This window comes from Liquorilactobacillus sicerae, assembly GCF_029916425.1.
Classification (GTDB): Bacteria; Bacillota; Bacilli; order Lactobacillales; family Lactobacillaceae; genus Liquorilactobacillus; species Liquorilactobacillus sicerae.
Genome location: NZ_JAHAVQ010000001.1, coordinates 211860 through 232311, shown reverse-complemented (window position 1 = coordinate 232311; position 20452 = coordinate 211860). Strand labels below are relative to the sequence as shown.

Genomic DNA, 20452 nt, shown 5'->3' with positions numbered 1-20452 from the left:
TGAGAGTAGACCTCTCAAAACTAAACAAAGTTTCAACTGTGCAGGTTTCCGTATTATTCCTTAGAAAGGAGGTGATCCAGCCGCAGGTTCTCCTACGGCTACCTTGTTACGACTTCACCCCAATCATCTGTCCCACCTTAGACGGCTGGCTCCCAAAGGTTACCCCACCGGCTTTGGGTGTTACAAACTCTCATGGTGTGACGGGCGGTGTGTACAAGGCCCGGGAACGTATTCACCGCGGCATGCTGATCCGCGATTACTAGCGATTCCGACTTCATGCAGGCGAGTTGCAGCCTGCAATCCGAACTGAGAACGGTTTTAAGAGATTAGCTTGACCTCGCGGTCTTGCGACTCGTTGTACCGCCCATTGTAGCACGTGTGTAGCCCAGGTCATAAGGGGCATGATGATTTGACGTCATCCCCACCTTCCTCCGGTTTGTCACCGGCAGTCTCGTTAGAGTGCCCAACTTAATGCTGGCAACTAACAATAAGGGTTGCGCTCGTTGCGGGACTTAACCCAACATCTCACGACACGAGCTGACGACAACCATGCACCACCTGTCATTTTGTCCCCGAAGGGAACACCTGATCTCTCAGGTTAGCAAAAGATGTCAAGACCTGGTAAGGTTCTTCGCGTTGCTTCGAATTAAACCACATGCTCCACCGCTTGTGCGGGCCCCCGTCAATTCCTTTGAGTTTCAATCTTGCGATCGTACTCCCCAGGCGGAATGCTTAATGCGTTAGCTGCGGCACTGAAGGGCGGAAACCCTCCAACACTTAGCATTCATCGTTTACGGCGTGGACTACCAGGGTATCTAATCCTGTTTGCTACCCACGCTTTCGAACCTCAGCGTCAGTTACAGACCAGAGAGCCGCTTTCGCCACTGGTGTTCTTCCATATATCTACGCATTTCACCGCTACACATGGAGTTCCACTCTCCTCTTCTGCACTCAAGTCTCCCAGTTTCCAATGCACGACTTCGGTTAAGCCGAAGGCTTTCACATCAGACTTAAAAGACCGCCTGCGTTCCCTTTACGCCCAATAAATCCGGACAACGCTTGCCACCTACGTATTACCGCGGCTGCTGGCACGTAGTTAGCCGTGACTTTCTGGTCAGATACCGTCACTGCGTGAATAGTTACTCTCACACACGTTCTTCTCTGACAACAGAGTTTTACGATCCGAAAACCTTCTTCACTCACGCGGCGTTGCTCCATCAGACTTTCGTCCATTGTGGAAGATTCCCTACTGCTGCCTCCCGTAGGAGTTTGGGCCGTGTCTCAGTCCCAATGTGGCCGATCAACCTCTCAGTTCGGCTACGTATCATTGCCTTGGTAAGCCGTTACCTTACCAACTAGCTAATACGCCGCGGGTCCATCTTAAAGCGATAGCAGAACCATCTTTGACACCAAAACCAGGCGGTTTTGGTGGTTATGCGGTATTAGCACCTGTTTCCAAGTGTTATCCCCCACTTTAAGGCAGGTTACCCACGTGTTACTCACCCGTTCGCCACTCAACTTTTTAAAAGATGCAAGCATCAATCAAAAAGTCTCGTTCGACTTGCATGTATTAGGCACGCCGCCAGCGTTCGTCCTGAGCCAGGATCAAACTCTCATTTTAAAGTTTGTGACTCAAATTTATTACTAGCGAATTGACTTCGCAAATGTTGTCCTTTTTCAAGGCCCTGCACATTTGTTTATCGAAACTTTGTTCAGTTTTCAAAGGTCTACTTGTTTAACACAACTATTACAGTGTACCTAACAAAAACACCTCTGTCAAGATAATCTTGAAACAAAATTCAAACTTTTTCAAGAGCCTCTTTGATCCATTGATCTAAACGGATTTGAATTGGAGAAAATCCAGTTTTAACTTTTCGACTTGTCCAATAGTGTTTATGATTACAACGTACTTTAATTTTGGTAGCTCGCTGAGGCGGGTTTTCAATACACCTTAATGAAAGACTTATTTTATTTGTATACTCATCGATATCAACAATCATCACCTTCACTTTTTGACCGACACTGAGTATTCGGTGAATATCCACCACAAATCCAGCATGACATTCAGAAATGTGAATTAATCCCTGAGTTTCTTCATCAAGTGCTACAAAAGCTCCATAGGGCTGAATGCCGGTAACTTTTCCTTTGACAATCATCCCGATCCGATATTCCAATTTTTTCACCCCTTACATCGTATATCTTATGAACTACAAATTTTTACTAGATCCACATATTTTTTACACCGGAGCTAGTCGCTAATTGTTATTGATCTTGATCAAACATTTATGTTCTTCTCACCTCACAGCACAATTGCTTGCAAAAACCGCCGACCAGATGATCACTTAACGTTTAAACCACACATTTTATTATCACAAAATAACTGCCTCTTCAATAACAATATCAGCTTGTGGTCGATCATTAACCGTTTTGACATTTGCAATCTGATCTACAACTGTTAAACCCTTACGGACCTGTCCAAAAACTGTATGCCGATGATCTAGCCAAGGAGTACCTCCCTGTAAATATTGTTGAATAACTTCTGCTGGATAACCGGCTATTTTCATTTGTTCTTCCATTTGTGCTGGCAAGTTTTTATTTTGAACAATGAAAAACTGACTGCCATTGGTATTAGGACCAGCATTCGCCATTGAAAGAGCACCGCGAAAATTAAATAGTTGATTGGAAAATTCATCAGCAAATGGCTGCTGCCAAATGCTTTCTCCACCCCGTCCCGTACCGGTTGGATCACCGCTTTGAATCATAAAGTCTTTGATCACCCGATGAAAAACTACATTAGTGTAATAGCCCTTTTTAATTAAACCGCAAAAGTTTTCAACCGTTTTGGGCGCATAGGCTGAAAAAAGTTCAAATTCTATCTCTCCCAAAGTAGTTTTTAGCTGAACTTTAGGTGTACCTTCACTTGGTACTGCTAACTGTGGAAACATAATCGTTGGCTCCTTTTACTTAAATTAATTTCTATCTCTACTTGCAAATTATTCGCTAAATTTAATTTTAACCAAAAAAAGTAAATTTTTCCAATTTAATTTATTTTGACTTATATTTATGCTAAGGTATTTTAGTGTAATCTTTTATGAAAGGGGAACAAACCATGTCGTTTGAAGTTTACGATTTGATTATTATTGGTGGCGGTCCAGTCGGAATTTTTGCAGCAACTTACGCTAAAATGCGGCAAGCAAAAGTTCAAGTTATTGAAAGTCTGGATCAATTAGGAGGTCAAGTTACGGCACTCTTTTCTGCCAAAAAGATCTATGACATTCCTGGCTATCCAATGATCAAGGGAACAAATCTAATTCAAAATCTGATCAAACAAACCAAACAATTTGAACCTGAGATCCATTTAAATGAAACTGTCCAAAAAATCGATCAAGAACCCGACTGTTTTAAGTTAACAACTTCTCAACGTCAATTAATGACTAAATCAATTATTATCGCTACAGGAATTGGTGCTTTTCAACCTCGCAAATTGAAATTACCAGAAAGTTCTGTTTTTGAAGGAAAACAACTCCAATATTTTGTAAATGATCCTGATCAGTTTAATGATAAAGATCTGATTATTGCTGGTGGTGGCGATTCAGCAGTTGATTGGGCCTTAGAATTTGCTGAACGAGCAAAATCTTTGCATATTGTTCATCGACGAGAAAACTTTCGAGCTCTCGAAAGCAGCGTTGCTCGACTTAAAGAAACCAAGACTGTTTTTGAAACTCCTTATTTAATCAGTGGTTTAAAGGCTGCTGACCAACAGCAGATTCAAGTTCAACTTAAAGAAGTTCGTGGAAAAAAGCAAAAAACTATTAACGCAGATTTTTTGTTAGTCAATTATGGAATCATTTCCAGCAACAAGTATTTAAATGCTTGGGGATTGAATGCCCAACATGGCTTAATCCCAGTTGATTCAACGATGCAAACTGCTGTCAAAGGAATTTATGCGATCGGTGATGTCGCAACTTACCCGGGAAAGCTTAATTTAATTGCAACTGGTCTTGGTGAGGCTCCACTCGCTATTAATAATGCAATGAATATGTTATATCCAGATCGGCGACAACCTGCTCATAGTACACAACTAGTTAAAAACTTACCTCAGTTTAAAAATAATTAAACTCGCTACAGGGAGAAAATAATGAATTTCTTAATAGACTTTATTTTTCATATCGACGATCATTTAGTTTCGTTGATCAATACTTTTGGCAATTGGACCTATTTAATTTTGTTTTTAATCATTTTTATTGAAACAGGTGCGGTTATTTTACCCTTTTTACCTGGTGATTCACTTCTGTTTGCAGCCAGTGCTTTGGCAGCTAACGCTAACTATCATTTAGAGATTTGGCTGCTGGTCGCTATTTTTTGGACGGCTCCGTTACTGGGTGATGGATTAAATTTTAAAATTGGTCAACGTGTTGGTGATCATATTACACCTAACTCATTTTTGGGACGTTTTATCAAAGAAACTGATTTGACCAAAACGCGAAATTTTTTTGAACGCCATGGAGCTTTGGCGATTTCATTAGCTCGTTTTATGCCAATTATCAGAACTTTAGCACCATTTATTGCCGGAAGTAGTGGCATGCCATTTATGGATTTCTTTAAATATAATTTTATGGGAGCGACTGCTTGGATGGCGCTTTGCTGTTCTGGGGGCTTTTTCTTTGGCAACTTGCCATTTGTTCAAGAACATTTTTCGCTGATCATCATTGGAATTATTCTTGTTTCTTTACTGCCAGCAGCGATTGGTGCGCTGAAACACAAGCTTTCTTAAAGCGTTGGTCCTGATATAAATCTAAACCCTTTAAAATTCAAACCCATTAAAAATTATTGTTTTCAGCGAATAATTCACGAAAATTAATCTAAGAATAGCAAACAGCTAAAAGAATTTGAATTTTCTTTTAGCTGTTTGCTATTTATCTTTTAGTAATTTATTTCTAGTTATGATAAAGCAGCTCAACAATCCTCCAAAAAAGAGAATGGCGAACCATCCAAACATTGCCGCAAAAAAGCTCTCGGGCAACACTTTAATAATTGGATCAGTTTGCGGATCAAAAACCCAGTCTTGATTGCGAAAAAGCAACTGATGAAAGGCAATAAAGAAATCCGAGAAGTCTAGTACCGCAAAAGCCAAAATAATTGCTGCAGCTGTCAAAAGATAACAACTGGGCAAATATAGTTGCCACCAACTATCAAGGCGCTGCATCTGCCGTAGCTTTTTGATTGCTGGCCAACTGCTAATCAGTAAACATAAATAATTGATCACTACTAGTTTCTTAACATCTTGAAAATGTATTAAACCTTCAGTTGACATTTTAAATTTGAGCTTTAAATCCGTGATCCATGGAAAATTCAAGTAAGCAATTAATTGATGGTACTGAGTAATCAATTGATGATTAGACAGATCAACTTTAGCACCAAGATGATAATGATAAACAAAATAATAATAAATCGGCGTAAAATTGAACGTTAAAATAATACAGCAACTTAAAAAAAATAGCACTAAACAAATCAACTGCAATCGCTCAAGCCAGGCTGGCAATTTCAAATTAAACCTCCCACTGATCAAGCGAATCAATTTGAAAGGTTGGTTGGATCTGCTGTTTGGCCACTTGCTCTTTAGTCGAAACTCCAGTATAAACTAACAAAGTATCAATCCCAAAGTTGATCCCGGCTTTAATATCAGTTTGATAATTGTCCCCAACCATGATCACTTGATTCTTTTTTAACCCGATTTTTTTCAAAGCTTTTTCCATAATGATTGTTTCGGGTTTGCCAATATAAGTAGCCTTTTGCTGGGTTGAACACTCAACTAAAGCAATCACCGATCCAGCCCCAGGAACCAATCCGCGCTCATTCGGCAAATTTGTATCCGCATTGGTTCCGATAAATTTAGCACCACGCTTAATGGCTAAAGTCGCTAATTCAAATTTATGATAAGTAACATCATAGTCTAAGCCTACTACAGCATAGTCCGGATCTTTTTCTTCAAAGCGAAAACCTTGGTCTAAAAAAGCTTGTTTCAATCCCAATTCGCCAATTACATAGACCGTTCGTTTATTAGGATCTAAATCAGCTAAATAATCAGCTGTCGCCAAGCCGCTAGTATAAACATTTTCAGGTTTAACATGAATATCAAAATTTTTGGCCAGATTAGCTGCTACAGCTTTTGGCAGCTGGGTACTGTTGTTGGTAACAAACAAAAAAGGCACCTGTTTTTTCTGCAGCCGTTCAATAAAACGTTTAGCTGCTGGAATCTTAACCTTGCCGCGATACATTGTTCCATCCAAATCAATTAAATAGCCTTGATAATTTTTCATTCTCTTTTTTACCTGCCTTAAATTAATGTTTTTGTCGAATTGTAAAATGACGCTGATGTGAATTTGCAGTTTTATTTTGATTAACAACCGGTACCGACCGCTTTTTATTAATTTTATTTTTACGTTCATGGATCTCAAAATCAATTTTGGCAGTCGGACGGCGATTACGATTTTTAGCTTGCGTATTGTCCCGTCTAGCAGTATGTTGAACTTCTTTTTTTCTGCGCCGGTAACGTTTAGCTGGGGTCACAACCTGCAAATTTTTCAGAATAAAATAAGCACAACCAAAATTGCAATATTCATATAAGTAATCTTGTAAATGGGTAATGTTTTGCGAAGGATACCCCCTAGTGTTACTTTCACCATAAAAGCCATGCAGTCTCAGTTGATCAAAGCCCCAGTCACCGACTATATAATCATATTTTGTCAGGATTTGACTAAATCTTTCTTCTAACTTATCAACTTGAAAACCGTCACGATAATTTTTGATTAAAAGGTACGGTCGTTCATCAATCAGTAACTCATTTTTCCCTGTGACCTGCACTTTACTGGCATATTCTTTTAAAGTTTCAGCCTTTTTAGCTAATTGTGCTTGGCGTTTTTCCTTTTTTTCGCTATTCATAATCACTCTTCTTTCTCAGTGGATACTTGGTTGCCAAATAATCGCCGACAACATCCCGCAAAAAACAATCACCCCAATAGCTGGCATGGCCGGCTATTTCGAGCGTCGGGAAATATGGACAATAAATAAAATTATCAACCGTTCCCAGCTCGTATTCCGATCCCAGATCAATTGATTGCCCGTTAATTAAAACTTCCTTAGTCAATGAGTTATATTGAATGCCATTGTAAACTAATTCACCAAAAATTTTACCGCGAAAACCATTTCCCTTAACAAAAGCGTTTCGCAAATGATTGCGATTTTTTTCCATTTCACGAATCAAACGCCATAAATTGTAACCGTTCAGCCGAACACGAACAATTCGCATTGGATGCGGTAATATTCGATGTAAGTCATTCTTAGTAATAATTCCTTGATGTAAATCTCCTAAAAACAAACCGCCATTCAAAATCGCCAATTTAGTTTGCGTCAACTTCTTCACTGCAGCCAAACCAATCCTAGTCAGGGGTGAATTGCCAATCAACGAAGCATTCAAAGCAACTGGCAACTCAGCTATCTTGAATTGTTGCAGCAACTGCTCACCTTTTTTTTGATACCCATCGATTTCAAGCTGATCACCAGCTGCTTCAGGCAGTTGTTCTGTTTTAATTACTTCAGCTTTAGCAGCCGTTAAATGCTGTTGATCAAAATTCAAGGTAACCTTGCCAATGTATCGACCCCATTTGCCCGCTGCACACAACAGAGTTTTACCCACCCATTCACCCCTCGGCAGTAAATGATGAGTATGGCTTCCTAAAATCAAACCAATTTGCGGATACTTTTTAGCAATTTGCCGATCCAAATTGATCCCTAAATGTGACATTAAAACGATCAAGTCAACCTTAGGCTGGATTTTGGCAAGTAAAGCCGGCAAGACTTGATCAACTGACAATGCCTGCCAATCATTCATATCATAGGTTGCGGCAAATGGCATTGTACAAGCAATTAAGCCAATTTTTACGCCTGCTTTTGTTTCAATGATTTCGCTTTCTTTTGTCCAATAAGGTTTTTGGCCAGTTTGACGATCAATTAAATTGTCTAAGATCAAAGGAAAATTTGCTTGCCGATATAAAGCTGCTAGTTGTTGATGCGAATTACCGATTCCCTCATTATTACCAATCGTTGCTGCATCATAACCGACTTGATTCATTAATTTAATATTGATTTGACCATCAGTTGCTTCAGTATAAGGATGGACTCGATCCATCGTATCTCCTAAGTCAACAGTAATAATTTTGATATTGTTTTTTTTTAACCTAGCTCGTTGAGTTAAAATGTATCTTCTGATCCGCGGAAAATTTTCAAAATGCGAATGCAAATCATTAGTATGAAAAATAACTACTTGCTCATTGGCCAAAAATAATACCTCCTCAATGTATTAGAACAGCCTCTTTTGAAAATCAATCTTTTTAGCTTGAACCATTTCGTTGACTTGAGCTTGTGAAAAAGGCGTTCCAAATGGTACCTCTTCTCTTAAATAATCACTCTCCGGCGTATCAACGCCAACATTTAAGTTGGTAACTGAATTTAAACTGGCGTGATGAATGTGACCATGAAGATTAATTCCATTTTTGGAAACTCCTAATAGTAACGGATAATGGGTCAAAAAGAATTGATGATGATCAAATTTTAACAGACAACCAACATCATGGAAAATAAATTTTCTTCGCTGATTTGCTAGTAAATAATTATGCTGTTGTAAAAACTTAAAGAAAGCCCGTGAATCATGATTACCTTTGATAAACACAATCTGTCCAGCCAAAGTTTCCAATAAGGACAAAGTTTGCTGGTAAGCCACCTTTTTACTAGCAATTAAGGCCACATCACCTAAATGATACACGATATCATTATCGGTAACTGCTTGATTCCAATGGTCGACGATAGTTTGATTCATCCATTCAACATTTATAAAAGTTCTTTTAGCAAATTGTGGACTGTAAACCATTTTTTGATCATAAAAATGTGTATCTGCAGTAAAAAAAAGCATTTTACTCCCTGCTTTCAAATCCTTTCAATAATTATCTTACAACTATGTTTCAAATAACAAAAGAATAACTGCATAAAAAGACTGCCCCTCCAAGATAGAACTTAATCTAATCTTGAAGAGGCTAATTAATAATCGTCTTCAGTTTCTTTTTAGTGATTGAAAAAGGCCGCCTGATCCATAAAAGCTAAATTATCACCTGCTAATTTTCAATCCAGTCACAATTACTTAGCTTTGATCCTCACATTACTCAAAGACCATAAAACCAATAGCCAGATAACGGCTGCTAATAAGGCAATTAAAGTCATTTTATCCAAACACATCACCCAAGCAACAAACAGCAAGAATCCGAGCACCAAATAATCAGTTATCGGTCTTTGGACTCTTTTGGTTTGTAGCTTTATCTCCTTGCGACATTTTAAATGCGCACAAATGATCATTGCCCAAATAAACAAGAAACAAGTAGTCGCCACACTAGCAATAAAAGAAAACAATATCGTATTTGGAAAAACAAAATTGGCAATCACTGCTATTCCGATTACCGCCGTTGAAAATAGAATACTATTGGCGGGAACTTGACGACGAGAAAGATGACTCAACTTTTTAGCCAAACTGCTTTGTTGTCCGTGACTAAGTGAAAACAGCATACGGCTAGTACTAAAAATCGAACTGTTGCAAGCCGAAGCCGCAGCTGTTAAAACAACAAAATTAATAATTCCGGCGGCAGCTGGAATCCCAATTAATTTAAAAACTTGAACAAATGGGCTCTGATCTGCTGGAATTTGATTCCAAGGATAAATACAAATCAAGGCCAGCATTGATCCAACATAGAATAAAATAACTCGGAATGGAATCTCATTGATTGCTTTAGGAATTGTCATTTGCGGCTTTTGGGTTTCTGAAGCTGTAACACCAATCAATTCGATCCCAATAAAGCCAAACGTAACCATTTGAAAAGCCTTCACAAACCCAGAAACTCCAGTAGCAAAAAAACCGCCATAATTAAACAAATTCATTACTGAAGCTGTCGAATGTGGAGTTTTAAAACCAACAATCACTAAAAAAACTCCCGTGATGATCAAAGCAACAATTGCCACAATTTTAATCAAAGCAAACCAAAATTCTGTTTCACCAAATAATCCGACTGCCGTTAAGTTAGTCGCTAAAAGCAATAATAAAATTATCATTCCAGGCAACCAGCGTGGTACATTGGGAAACCAATACTGAAGGTACAAACCACTGGCGGTTAAATCTGCCATAGCAATCGTGATCCAGCAAAACCAATAGGTCCACCCCGTCACAAAGCCAATTTTTTTGCCTAAATATTTTGTTATAAAATCAATGAACGAATGTTGCGTTAAATCCGATAACAATAAATCACCCATTGACCGCATTAACCAAAAACAAATTATGCCGGTAATTAAATAAGCCAAAATAATTGCTGGCCCAGCAGAATGAATTGATTTACCAGATCCAAGAAATAATCCGGTTCCAATCGTCCCACCAAGAGCAATCATCTGAACATGCCTACTTTTCAAGCCACGTGCTAGGTCTTGATCATTATTCAACTAAAAAGCACTCCAATCATTTTGCAAAAACGCACTTATATAATTATACCTTGCATTTTGAATGAAGTAAAATTCAAGCTTTTCAGTTTTAAATGATTAAAATTCATCACTAATTAAATCCACCTAATTTGAATACATCTTCTGCTATCATTAGTTCTTCATTAGTTGGAATCACCCAGACAGCTATTTGAGAACTTGCCTGGCTAATTTTAGTAATTTGGCCAATAGCTGAGTTTTTTTCTTCGGCTAATTTAACACCAAAAAGACCAAGCTGATCGCAAATCAGTTGCCGAATAACTGGCACATTTTCACCAATCCCGCCCGTAAAAACTAAATTATCAACCTGACCTAATTCAGTAATATAAGCACCAAGATACTTAATGATTCGGTTAACGAAGATCTTAATAGCTAATTTGGCCTGCGGATCAGAGTTAACCTTAGCTAAGATATCACGTAAATCTGAAGAAATTTGTGAAATCCCCAATAAACCGGATTTCTGATTTAAAATATCCAACATTTGCTGCGGAGAAATTTGTAATTTTTCCTGTAAATATACCAATAAGGATGCATCAACATCTCCAGAGCGAGTTTGCATCGTAATCCCTGAAACGGGTGAAAAACCCATCGTGGTATCAAAGGATTTGCCATTTTTAATTGCACAAATTGAAGCTCCCGAACCTAAGTGCATAATAATCGCATTACTTCGCACAGATGGCTGTCCAGTCAATTCAAGTAGCCGGTTAAAGACATACCGGTAGCTAATCCCATGGGCACCGAAACGACGCACATGATATTTTTTAAAATATTGATAAGGCAAACTATAAAGATAGTTCTCTGGTGGCAATGTTTGATGAAAACCGGTGTCAAATACTGCTACACTAACTGCCGCGGGCAATTCCTGCTGAAAAGCTTTGATTGCCAAAATATTACCTGGATTGTGTAGAGGGGCTAACTCCTTAACTTGTTCCATTAAATTCAAATTGGCCTCATCAATGATAACAGATTTTGAAAAAAAGCTGCCGCCATTTACAAAACGATGACCAACACCCTTAATTTCAGTTAGTTTCTCAACAATCCGATATTTTGTCAAAATTTCCAGTAAGCAATCAACAGCAGCTTTATGGTCAGGAATCTTTAATTGCTCCCGATATTTTTTATTTGCAACTGAAAAACTGAACTCGCTTTTTTTCATTCCGATTCTTTCAATCAGTCCCGCTGCTAGGATCTGTTTTTGTGGCATCTCAAAAAGTTTCCACTTCAAGGATGAACTTCCCGCATTAACTGCCAGTATTTTAACCATACTCAATCTCTCCTAAAACTCTAGTAAAATAAATTCCTATGCTGCCAAATCTTGACTTGTTCAATAAAGTTTTCCAGTTCGGCATGATCTTTAATCTTTGGAAACTCGCCAATCAAAACTGGAGCTGCTTGCTTTGCAACTGAACCTTTTTTTTGCAAGATTAATAATGACTTTTGAGCTTCTTTTGAAGCAAATAAATCTGGTGGCAAATTCAGTAAGCCTTGAAAATGAGAAAAATTTTGAATAACTTTCAATAACGCTTTAGCTTCATCTGTTTGAAAAATGATCTTTGGAACCAAAAAAATCCCTAAGCCATTTGGTTTTAATTGCAACAAAGATTGCTCAATCAGTAAATGATGAACGAATGAATGCCCCTTAACTGAACGACTAGTAAAATTTTTAGTTTTCTCATCTAGTGGGTAGTACCCGACTGGCAAATCCGCTACAACAGCATCTGCTTTCGGAGTAATCCAGGGATCAATCGCATCTTGATGATATAACTCAATTTGTGCTTGTTGTAGTTGAATACTCATCGAAGCAATTGCTAAAAGCGTATCATCGTTATCGATTCCCCAAAATTCAAGATTAGAAAAACCTACTTTTTTTAAAAATTGATCCAATGTTAATAATAAATTAGCCGTTCCAACGGTTGGGTCAACCAGAACCAGCGGCTTAGAAGTTGGCAGAAAGTTTTTTAAGAAATCAGCAATTAAAACACCGATCGAATCTGGTGTTAATTGATGGTTGGCTTGAATTTTGTCAACGCTTTGGGCGCGAAATAAAGCAAACTGGATAACTTGCCTTTTTTGTTCAACTGTCAAAGCTAAATTTGAAAATTGCCGATAAATTTCTGTCAGTTTTTTTTGCTCAGCTTCGGTTGGGCGATTATTTTCAACCATTATCTGCCCAGTATTTAAATTATCCCCAGATTCAATCAAAGCATCTAAAAAAGACGAATTAAGTGACTTCATCAATAAATTAACTGATTCTAAAAATAGATCGAATCCTTGTTTTACTTTTTTTATTTCCATAGCTAAGCTCCTGTTTCTATTGTCAAACTACTTTTACTAGTTTAATGATTTCTAGACTTTATTTCAAGAGTTATATTTTACTCATTCAAATTTAAGGGGAAATTTAAAGTAATCTGACGACCATTTTCTAACGTTATGTTATATTTAGCGCCTTGACATTCAACCCTTTGTTGAGCAAATTTCATAATTTGATTCTTCTTAATACCATTAGCAATTGCTACATTTCGAAGAATTACAGCTTGATTATGATCTAATTGACTCTGATAGCCGCTCATTCTTTGCTGATACCATAAAATTTGCAGACAACTCCAGGAAGCAAAAATCATTAAAAATATAATACTTGGAAACAACATAAAAGCTTTAATTTTCATTTTTAGTTAAAACATACCTCACTAAATGATAATTTTTCTGGTGAATCATAGCAGTAATTTTTAAATAACCAGCAGCATAGTCAATATGATAATCATCTACATTATACAATAACGGTAAATATCCGCCCTCAGTTGCTACTAGTTTGATTAAATTCTTTGAACTATCAAAAACTAAATGGTATTTTTTGTTAGTCACTGGACTATAAAAAAGACTTGCTGATTGATCAGCTACATGTTGTAATTCTAAATTATCGCCTAAAAGCGTCGTTGAAAATCTTTCCCAATCTAGCTGATCTATTTTTGCCTCACTAAAAAGCTGTCCACGTGCTGTTGTTAAAATTGCACTGACTAAGAGTGTAAAAGTTAGCGTAATTCCTAAGGCTAACAAACATTCAAGCAAAGTAAAAGCATCTCTTTTCACTCCTATTTCACCGCCTCATTTAAGAGCTGTTGTTCTTTTGAAGAAAGTTTTTTGGCTGACTGATCTAATAGTTTATAACTTATATTAACTGTTTGTTGGCTTTTTTTTAACAGAACGCTTTTTTGCACTTCTAAATTGTTTAAATAGTGGCTTTCTTCAAATAAAAAAATTATTCCCAGACAAAATAAACTTAATGCAATAATCGTTTCGGCCAAGACGAATCCCGGCTTGCTCGTTTTGTTTGACATAGTACTTCCCCCAACCAACCTGAACTACAATTTTGAAATGCCGTTTTTCATCCGTGGAATTGATTAAAATAGTTGTACCTTGAACCTGACCTGTTTCATTAATTAAAATTTGTTTGAAACTAAAAATATACAAGGTTTTAGGCAGGTTAATCGTCGCAAGCAAACGGTTTTGTTCGTAAAAAGTGATCTTGTCTTTTTCAAATTTAATAATTCCCCTTTCTTTACGTTGCGAAACTAGTGTAAATTCTCGGTTCCAAGTATATTTTAAACTGTTCCAGAAAGTTCTTTCTTGATAAACTGCGGTCAAACCGCCAGCTGGTTTAATCGTAAATAATAGCAAACTGGTAAGCAATGTCAGCACTACTAACATCTCAATCAACGTAAAAGTTTCATTCCTGAACTTTAATGTCAGCTTTGACCGCCTTTTGATATTGCGCATCATTCAAAAAACCTTCCTTTTTTAAGTCATCAAGTGAAACGCTTTGAGTATCATGCTGATCACGATATAAATCTGCTTGAGTCTGAACAACTTGATTTAAAGCTTGATTGCTAACCGTCTGGGCGCGATTCTTTTGTGAATTAATATTCGGCAAAATCAACAAGATCAGCAAAGCAATAATAAAAAGCACTATCGACATTTCAATCAAGGTAAAAGCATTTGTTCGGCTTTTAATAATTTTCATGAGAAATTCCCCCAAGGTTTTGGTATAAAGGTAATAATATTTCGAGATAGGTACCGACGATCACTAAAGCAACTAGTATAAACATGATTGGTTGAATCAATTCGATCAGCCGGTTAAAACTTGCCAGCAAGCGTTGATAGGTCACGGTCGAAAAATACAGCAGCTCCTCACTTAATTGATTGGAAGTATGCCCTTTGCTGAAGAACAGCCGAAACTCGGGCGGTATGAAAGCTCGTTGATCTGGCAAACTTGTTAAAGTATTTCCTGATAGCGAGGCTTTATGCAAGCAACAACTAAATTGAAATAACAATGATTTTTCATCAAAATTCGTTAACAATAAACAGATCTTTTGCAAATCCAAACCGCTTTTTAACATCAGGCCCAAATTAAAAGTTAAGTAATAATAGGCATATTCACGAAAAATTTTTCCTAAAAACGGTAGTTGACAAAGCCAGTCCCATTTAGAAAGATACTTTTTTTGAAAAAAGTACTTTCTAACTCGTAACAAATAGACTCCAACTCCGCTCACTGCAACTCCGATTAAAATCTGCATAAGAAAATCAAATGAGTTTAGGCGATTAGAGTTAGTTTGAAAATCTGCTAATTCTGGTTTTAACCAATAATTGACCATGATTGAGAGCATGACCATCAAAGCAATCAATAAAAAAGGATAAAATAAAATTCCTTGCAGATGTTCCTTTTGCCGTTGCCGTTGACCATAAAATTTGGCAAGTTGCTCTAGGCTAAGCAATAGCATCCCATGCTGCTCAGCAATCCATAACTGATCCGCAATATCACGATTAACAAAAGGTCGCAAGCTTGAACTTAAGCTCTTGCCTTGCAGCAATTCTTTTTCTAACTGCTGATACTTATTTTTACTTTGTGGAAAGAGCAGCGGTAAATCATTCGCAATTTTTTTGATTGAAAAACCAGCCTTTAGTAAATCACTGCAAGTTTGAAAAAAATCGGTTTGTTCTTTCAAGGTCCATTTTGAATTATCCAGACCAAAAATTTTCTTTTTCAATTGCTGAAATCCAATTCTGTTTTTGACAAAAATCAAGTTTTTTCCTCCAATCATTTGAAATTTCTGCTGTCAGCTCACAATTAAATAATTCTGGTGTAATTGGTAGTTGTTCACAAAGAAGTTTAAATTGCGTGTCGACTGTTGGAATTAAGCGCTGATAATTGATCAAGCGAATACTAGACCATAAATCAGATGCAGCAATTTGCCAATCAATTAATCTCTTTAAAGCACTGCTTGCGCAATTGGCATGCAACGTACTAAAAACCAAATGACCGCTTAAAGCCGCATCGATCACGGCACTAGCCGTTTGCGCATCGCGAATTTCTCCAATAATCAAAATATCCGGACGATGTCTTAAAGCCGCTTTCAATAATTCTAAGTAGGTCATTTGTGCCTGATAATTGACTTGAAATTGCTGAAAATCAGGCTCGTAAATCTCGACTGGATCTTCAATCGTCATAACTTGAACCCGGCTAAAACTTTTAGCTAGTTGATACATCGTGGTAGTCTTACCTGATCCCACTGGACCGCAAAATAAGATCAGGCCTTTTTCTTGAGCTTTAATTTTCAACTGCTGAAGTTGATCAGGAAAGAAAAAATTATCCTGCTGAAAAGCTTGTTGATAAATCAACCGCATAACTAATGATTCAAAGCCTCGGAAATCACCAATCGTTGAAATTCTACCAAAAACTTTTTGCTTTAATTGACCATCCTCCGCAAAAATCATTGAACCAGTTTGTGGTCGCCGGTGTTCTGAAAGCATTAACCCCCCTTTGAATTTTAAAAAATTGATTAGCTGTGTCCCTTGTTTGACAGATAATTTTCGATATTCTTTCAGAAAATTGCCCGCCAAAAATTTTACTTCCACAAAATCATTTTTTTGCGTAATATAAACGTCACTGGCATTTTGACTGATAAAAACAGCGATGAACTCTTTGACAAATTTTTCAACTTCCATTTTTTCACCTCCCTGTTGGTTAATACGTCAGACAGGCAAAGTTTCTCCATAAAAAAAACCTTTAAACATTTCTCGGCTTAAAGGTTCCTAAGAACTAATTAGTTATTCTTTTAAAAAACTTAAAAAAAACTGCAAATGATCTTAATAAATCATTCGCAGTTCACTAGTTAAAAATTAATTTTCCGGTAACTCCCCGGCATGAAAGACTTCAGAAACATCATCTTCATCTTCCAAGCGATCAATCATGCGTTCAAATTGTTCCACCTTATCAGTAGGTACTGCAACATAATTTTTAGGGATCATAGTTAATTCCGCATTCGCCAAATCATATTTTTTTTCTAAAGCATCCCGAACTGCTGTGAAATCTTTTGGATCAGTGTAAATTTCAAAAACATCAGTTGAGGTTTGCAGATCCTCTGCACCGGCATTGATAACATCTTCAAACATTTGATCCTCAGTTACATCAAGATCCTCTCTTGCAATGGCAATATAACCTTTGCGATCAAACATAAAACTAACCGAACCAGTTTCGCCTAAGCTCCCACCATTGCGAGTAAAATCAGCTCTGACAGCTGAAGCAGTCCGATTGCGATTATCTGTTAAGGCATGAACTAAAACTGCAACGCCCCCAGGACCATAGCCTTCATACGTAATCTCTTCGTAGTTTGCTCCATCTGCTCCAGTTGACTTATCGATTGCACGTTTAATATTATCTTTTGGCATATTAGCTGCTCGAGCCTTATCAACCATTAAACGCAATTGTGGATTCCCATCTGGATCAGGACCGCCAGTTCTAGCCGCCATATATATCTCACGTGATAATTTTTGGAAAACTTTACCACGTTTTGCATCCTGAGCATTTTTTCGGCCTTGGATGTTATTCCATTTAGAATGTCCTGACATTTCTAATACCTCTTTCCAATTAGTAATAGCAAATTGACGTTACAGTCAAATAAATTTTAACAAAACAATTAATTTAAAGCAAATTTACTTACTACCTTCTTTTACGTTTAATCAGCATTACTAATAAGATGCCTGTCAATGCCCCAAAGCCATCCAAAATCACATCTTGAAACAATGGTGTCCGGTCACCAGTCAACATTTCATGAAATTCATCCAAAGCCGCATAACCCAGCGACATTAATGTACACACAAAAATTGTTAATAAATTATTCTTAAGTCTGGTTCTTAAAGCCAACACAAAGAAAGCACCTAATGCCAAATAAATAAAAAAATGGGCTGCTTTACGCATAAAAAACTCAACAAATTTATAGTACCCACTAGCCGCAATACTGATTGTCTGACCAGCATACGTAAAAGAAATTTGCGATAATTGATGTTCAAATGGTTTAAAAGACAAATATTTTTCAAGAAAAGGAACTGAGGTCTGTTGCTGATAGGTCATTGAAGAACTGATAAACAATCCCCCCATAACTAAAAGCGCCAGCAGTAAGTATAATCGTGTATCATTTTTACTTTTCAAAAAATCCCCGCTTATTATTTAGTTGATGACCGTTTAATAAAACCATATGGCAATTCAACGGTCTTTTCAGCTATCTCTTCTTTATTCATTAATTTCGTCAAATATCGCATTGAAACAGCCCCAATATCATATAATGGCTGAGTGATCGATGAAAGTTTAGGACGAACGATTTCAGTAATTTTTGAGTTATTGCTAGTAACGATTTCAAAATCCTGAGGAACTTTAACTCCAGCATCCTGTGCACCATTCAAAACTCCAGCTGCCAATTCATCATCACCAACAACAGCTGCAGTTGCTTTAGCGGAAACAATTGCTGGCCATAACATTTCACCAGCATGATAACTATAATCAGTCTCAAAAACCAATTCTGGATCAAATTCAATTCCATTTTTTGCTAAAACTTTTTTATAACCAGCCAGTCGATACTTGCCGTTAATTGGTTCTTTCAAAGGTCCAGAAATAAAAGCTACTCTTTGATTGCCGTGATTTAATAAATCGGCAACCGCTTCTTCTACCGCAGCTGCATAATTAATGTGCACACTGCCAAACTCTTCTTGATCATCAATTGATCCAGACAAAACAATTGGTGTCTTGCTATGAGCAAATTGCGAACGTAACTCAGAGCTGATACTGTTGCCCATGTAAATGATACCATCAACCTGCTTGGCTAATAAAGTGTTCAAGACCGAAATCTCTTTTCGTGAATTGCCATCAGAATTTGCTAAAATAATATTATATTTATACATTGTGGCAACATCATCAATTCCTCGAGCTAATGAGGAAAAATAGATATTAGTAACATTGGGGATGATCACCCCAACTGTAGTGGTCTTTTTGCTGGCTAGACCTCTAGCAACCGCATTAGGACGATAATCCAAGCGATCAATGACTTCTAGGACTTTTTTTCGAGTAGTTGGTTTTACATTTGGATTTCCATTGACAACTCGTGAGACGGTTGCCATTGAGACGTCAGCTTCTCGCGCTACATCGTAAATCGTAATTGTATGTTTTTCCATTATGTGTCTCTCGCTTTCATTTCATTTTCATTATCACTATCTAATTTAGCAAAATAATTCGACAATTGCAAGCGGTTAATTAGCTGAAATGGCTTATTTTCATTAAGTTTTCATTATTTTCAAAGAGTCAGCTGCTGTGAATTTAATTCAAATCGCTAAATATGCTATAATCAAAGTAATTAAATTAGGGGAAGCGGTCAAATGTCACATCTTGAAAATATTCAAACCTGGTTAGCTAAAAATAATTATCAAATCGGTTATATTAGCGATTATCAAAATATTCAATACTTTACTGGTTTTAGCAGTGATCCTGTTGAACGAACGTTGGCACTGTTTATTTTTCCTGATCAGGATCCATTTATTTTTGCTCCGGCTTTGGAAGTTGAAGCAGTTAAAGAGGCGGGTTGGAATTTTCCGGTCTATGGCTACCTAGATCATGAAGATCCATATGGCATTATCAAAGACAAAATCTTACAGCGAATCACTCAGCCGGAAGACTGGGCAATTGAAAAAGGCAATCTTAATGTTAGTCGTTTTGAACAATTACACCAAAAATTTCCTAATTCAAAATTTAATGGTAATTTGACACCCGTGATTCAAAAGGAACGTTTGATCAAAACCGCAGATGAAATTGAAAAACTGCGAATTGCTGGAAAATGGGCGGATTTTGCTTTTGATGTTGGATTCAAAGCCTTAACGACCAAACGGACAGAACAAGATGTTGTCGCTGAAATCGAATATGCACTGAAACAAAAAGGAATCATGCATACGAGTTTTGACACAATCGTTCAAAGTGGAACCAACGCGGCTGAACCACACGGGGCACCTAAAAAAGATTTTATTCAACCAAACAAGCTAGTCTTATTTGATTTAGGAGTAATTTATGAAGGCTATATTTCTGATGCCAGTCGAACGGTTGCTTTTGGACAGATCGATCAAAAGTCACAAGATATTTATAAAGTCTGCCTTGAAGCACAACTAACAGCACAAGCTGCTGCTAAACCGGGAATTACGGCTGCTGAATTAGACCAGATTGCTCGAAGTATCATTAAAAGATCCGGTTATGGTCAATACTTTATTCACCGTTTAGGACATGGTATGGGGCAAAGTGAGCACGAATTCCCGTCAATCATGGAGGGAAATGACTTAGTTCTCAGGCCTGGCATGTGTTTTTCAATTGAACCTGGCATCTATATTCCAGGAATTGCAGGTGTCCGAATTGAAGATTGTGTTTATGTCACCGCTGATGGTGTTGAACCATTTACGCATACTTCCAAAAACTTAAAAATCTTACCAGTTAAATAACCCTTACTACCCTTTAAAGATAATTAACCTTTGATAATAAAGAACCCCCTAAATTATTTTTTCAATTTAGGGGGCTTTT

Annotated in this window: 22 protein-coding genes and 1 rRNA gene; 3 read left to right on the top strand and 20 right to left on the bottom strand. The window is 37.3% G+C overall.

The features are described 5' to 3' along the window. Positions 1–64: 64 nt before the first annotated feature. The 3 genes from KH893_RS01225 to KH893_RS01215 all read right to left on the bottom strand — a co-directional run bounded on the left by KH893_RS01225 (position 65) and on the right by KH893_RS01215 (position 2945). A 16S ribosomal RNA gene (locus KH893_RS01225) occupies positions 65–1621 on the bottom strand. 178 nt (positions 1622–1799) lie between these two features. Further along, complete coding sequence (locus KH893_RS01220; RefSeq protein ID WP_281164345.1) at positions 1800–2174, bottom strand: CvfD/Ygs/GSP13 family RNA-binding post-transcriptional regulator; 375 nt, start codon at positions 2172–2174, stop codon at positions 1800–1802. 195 nt (positions 2175–2369) lie between these two features. Next, complete coding sequence (locus KH893_RS01215) at positions 2370–2945, bottom strand: peptidylprolyl isomerase (protein WP_281164344.1); 576 nt, start codon at positions 2943–2945, stop codon at positions 2370–2372. A 164-nt stretch (positions 2946–3109) separates the two neighbouring features. On the opposite strand from KH893_RS01215, the gene KH893_RS01210 reads away from it, so the two are divergent. Beyond that, complete coding sequence (locus tag KH893_RS01210) at positions 3110–4117, top strand: NAD(P)/FAD-dependent oxidoreductase (protein WP_281164343.1); 1008 nt, start codon at positions 3110–3112, stop codon at positions 4115–4117. A gap of 21 nt (positions 4118–4138) precedes the next feature. Continuing rightward, positions 4139–4774 (top strand): VTT domain-containing protein, encoded by a 636-nt coding sequence (locus tag KH893_RS01205; protein ID WP_281164342.1) that lies wholly within the window; start codon positions 4139–4141, stop codon positions 4772–4774. A gap of 138 nt (positions 4775–4912) precedes the next feature. On the opposite strand, the gene KH893_RS01200 is transcribed toward KH893_RS01205, so the two are convergent. The 17 genes from KH893_RS01200 to ccpA form a co-directional block, all read right to left on the bottom strand. Continuing rightward, positions 4913–5548: a TIGR01906 family membrane protein gene (locus KH893_RS01200; RefSeq protein ID WP_281164341.1), complete on the bottom strand. Its 636-nt coding sequence runs from the start codon at positions 5546–5548 to the stop codon at positions 4913–4915. Position 5549: 1 nt separating this feature from the next. Then, on the bottom strand, positions 5550–6320 hold the full coding sequence (locus KH893_RS01195; protein WP_281164340.1) for a TIGR01457 family HAD-type hydrolase: 771 nt from the start codon (positions 6318–6320) through the stop codon (positions 5550–5552). A 22-nt stretch (positions 6321–6342) separates the two neighbouring features. Beyond that, positions 6343–6942: a YutD family protein gene (locus KH893_RS01190; protein ID WP_281164339.1), complete on the bottom strand. Its 600-nt coding sequence runs from the start codon at positions 6940–6942 to the stop codon at positions 6343–6345. Beyond that, positions 6935–8338 (bottom strand): bifunctional metallophosphatase/5'-nucleotidase, encoded by a 1404-nt coding sequence (locus KH893_RS01185; RefSeq protein ID WP_281164338.1) that lies wholly within the window; start codon positions 8336–8338, stop codon positions 6935–6937. The genes KH893_RS01190 and KH893_RS01185 overlap by 8 nt, the downstream gene beginning before the upstream one ends. Before the next feature lie 21 nt (positions 8339–8359). Next, positions 8360–8968, bottom strand: a complete 609-nt coding sequence (locus tag KH893_RS01180) for a metallophosphoesterase (protein ID WP_281164337.1) — start codon at positions 8966–8968, stop codon at positions 8360–8362. A gap of 221 nt (positions 8969–9189) precedes the next feature. Continuing rightward, complete coding sequence (locus tag KH893_RS01175; protein WP_281164336.1) at positions 9190–10533, bottom strand: amino acid permease; 1344 nt, start codon at positions 10531–10533, stop codon at positions 9190–9192. Positions 10534–10642: 109 nt separating this feature from the next. Beyond that, positions 10643–11833 (bottom strand): acetate/propionate family kinase, encoded by a 1191-nt coding sequence (locus tag KH893_RS01170; RefSeq protein WP_281164335.1) that lies wholly within the window; start codon positions 11831–11833, stop codon positions 10643–10645. A 20-nt stretch (positions 11834–11853) separates the two neighbouring features. Beyond that, the gene (locus KH893_RS01165; RefSeq protein WP_281164334.1) at positions 11854–12864 is read right to left on the bottom strand and encodes a class I SAM-dependent methyltransferase; all 1011 of its coding nucleotides are present in this window, start codon (positions 12862–12864) and stop codon (positions 11854–11856) included. Positions 12865–12941: 77 nt separating this feature from the next. Next, positions 12942–13235: a hypothetical protein gene (locus tag KH893_RS01160; RefSeq protein ID WP_281164333.1), complete on the bottom strand. Its 294-nt coding sequence runs from the start codon at positions 13233–13235 to the stop codon at positions 12942–12944. After that, positions 13225–13656 (bottom strand): hypothetical protein, encoded by a 432-nt coding sequence (locus KH893_RS01155; protein ID WP_281164332.1) that lies wholly within the window; start codon positions 13654–13656, stop codon positions 13225–13227. The genes KH893_RS01160 and KH893_RS01155 overlap by 11 nt, the downstream gene beginning before the upstream one ends. A gap of 156 nt (positions 13657–13812) precedes the next feature. Then, the gene (locus KH893_RS01150) at positions 13813–14346 is read right to left on the bottom strand and encodes a hypothetical protein (protein WP_281164331.1); all 534 of its coding nucleotides are present in this window, start codon (positions 14344–14346) and stop codon (positions 13813–13815) included. Then, positions 14294–14587 (bottom strand): competence type IV pilus major pilin ComGC, encoded by a 294-nt coding sequence (gene comGC, locus KH893_RS01145; RefSeq protein WP_281164330.1) that lies wholly within the window; start codon positions 14585–14587, stop codon positions 14294–14296. Before comGC ends, KH893_RS01150 begins: the two co-directional genes overlap by 53 nt. After that, the gene (locus tag KH893_RS01140) at positions 14574–15647 is read right to left on the bottom strand and encodes a type II secretion system F family protein (RefSeq protein WP_281164329.1); all 1074 of its coding nucleotides are present in this window, start codon (positions 15645–15647) and stop codon (positions 14574–14576) included. The genes comGC and KH893_RS01140 overlap by 14 nt, the downstream gene beginning before the upstream one ends. After that, positions 15583–16569 (bottom strand): competence type IV pilus ATPase ComGA, encoded by a 987-nt coding sequence (gene comGA, locus KH893_RS01135; protein WP_281164328.1) that lies wholly within the window; start codon positions 16567–16569, stop codon positions 15583–15585. The genes KH893_RS01140 and comGA overlap by 65 nt, the downstream gene beginning before the upstream one ends. Positions 16570–16743: 174 nt before the next feature. Further along, positions 16744–17472 carry a YebC/PmpR family DNA-binding transcriptional regulator gene (locus KH893_RS01130; protein ID WP_281164327.1) on the bottom strand — a complete coding sequence of 243 codons (729 nt, stop codon included), beginning with the start codon at positions 17470–17472 and terminating at the stop codon, positions 16744–16746. A 91-nt stretch (positions 17473–17563) separates the two neighbouring features. After that, on the bottom strand, positions 17564–18052 hold the full coding sequence (locus tag KH893_RS01125) for a VanZ family protein (protein WP_281164326.1): 489 nt from the start codon (positions 18050–18052) through the stop codon (positions 17564–17566). A gap of 14 nt (positions 18053–18066) precedes the next feature. After that, positions 18067–19068: a catabolite control protein A gene (gene ccpA / locus KH893_RS01120; protein WP_281164324.1), complete on the bottom strand. Its 1002-nt coding sequence runs from the start codon at positions 19066–19068 to the stop codon at positions 18067–18069. Between the two features lie 201 nt (positions 19069–19269). On the opposite strand from ccpA, the gene KH893_RS01115 reads away from it, so the two are divergent. Next, positions 19270–20373, top strand: coding sequence for a M24 family metallopeptidase (locus KH893_RS01115; RefSeq protein ID WP_281164323.1), 1104 nt, complete (start codon positions 19270–19272; stop codon positions 20371–20373). Positions 20374–20452: the final 79 nt, after the last annotated feature.

Excerpts from the sequence above, each read along its gene's own strand:
- KH893_RS01165 (WP_281164334.1), bottom strand. The coding sequence starts at position 12,864 with ATGGAAATAAAAAAAGTAAAACAAGGATTCGATCTATTTTTAGAATCA.
- comGC (WP_281164330.1), bottom strand. The coding sequence starts at position 14,587 with ATGAAAATTATTAAAAGCCGAACAAATGCTTTTACCTTGATTGAAATG.
- KH893_RS01205 (WP_281164342.1), top strand. The coding sequence starts at position 4,139 with ATGAATTTCTTAATAGACTTTATTTTTCATATCGACGATCATTTAGTT.
- KH893_RS01160 (WP_281164333.1), bottom strand. The coding sequence starts at position 13,235 with ATGAAAATTAAAGCTTTTATGTTGTTTCCAAGTATTATATTTTTAATG.
- KH893_RS01180 (WP_281164337.1), bottom strand. The coding sequence starts at position 8,968 with ATGCTTTTTTTTACTGCAGATACACATTTTTATGATCAAAAAATGGTT.
- KH893_RS01215 (WP_281164344.1), bottom strand. The coding sequence starts at position 2,945 with ATGTTTCCACAGTTAGCAGTACCAAGTGAAGGTACACCTAAAGTTCAG.
- KH893_RS01195 (WP_281164340.1), bottom strand. The coding sequence starts at position 6,320 with ATGAAAAATTATCAAGGCTATTTAATTGATTTGGATGGAACAATGTAT.
- KH893_RS01115 (WP_281164323.1), top strand. The coding sequence starts at position 19,270 with ATGTCACATCTTGAAAATATTCAAACCTGGTTAGCTAAAAATAATTAT.
- KH893_RS01190 (WP_281164339.1), bottom strand. The coding sequence starts at position 6,942 with ATGAATAGCGAAAAAAAGGAAAAACGCCAAGCACAATTAGCTAAAAAG.
- KH893_RS01130 (WP_281164327.1), bottom strand. The coding sequence starts at position 17,472 with ATGTCAGGACATTCTAAATGGAATAACATCCAAGGCCGAAAAAATGCT.
- ccpA (WP_281164324.1), bottom strand. The coding sequence starts at position 19,068 with ATGGAAAAACATACAATTACGATTTACGATGTAGCGCGAGAAGCTGAC.
- KH893_RS01150 (WP_281164331.1), bottom strand. The coding sequence starts at position 14,346 with ATGATGCGCAATATCAAAAGGCGGTCAAAGCTGACATTAAAGTTCAGG.
- KH893_RS01170 (WP_281164335.1), bottom strand. The coding sequence starts at position 11,833 with ATGGTTAAAATACTGGCAGTTAATGCGGGAAGTTCATCCTTGAAGTGG.
- comGA (WP_281164328.1), bottom strand. The coding sequence starts at position 16,569 with ATGGAAGTTGAAAAATTTGTCAAAGAGTTCATCGCTGTTTTTATCAGT.
- KH893_RS01210 (WP_281164343.1), top strand. The coding sequence starts at position 3,110 with ATGTCGTTTGAAGTTTACGATTTGATTATTATTGGTGGCGGTCCAGTC.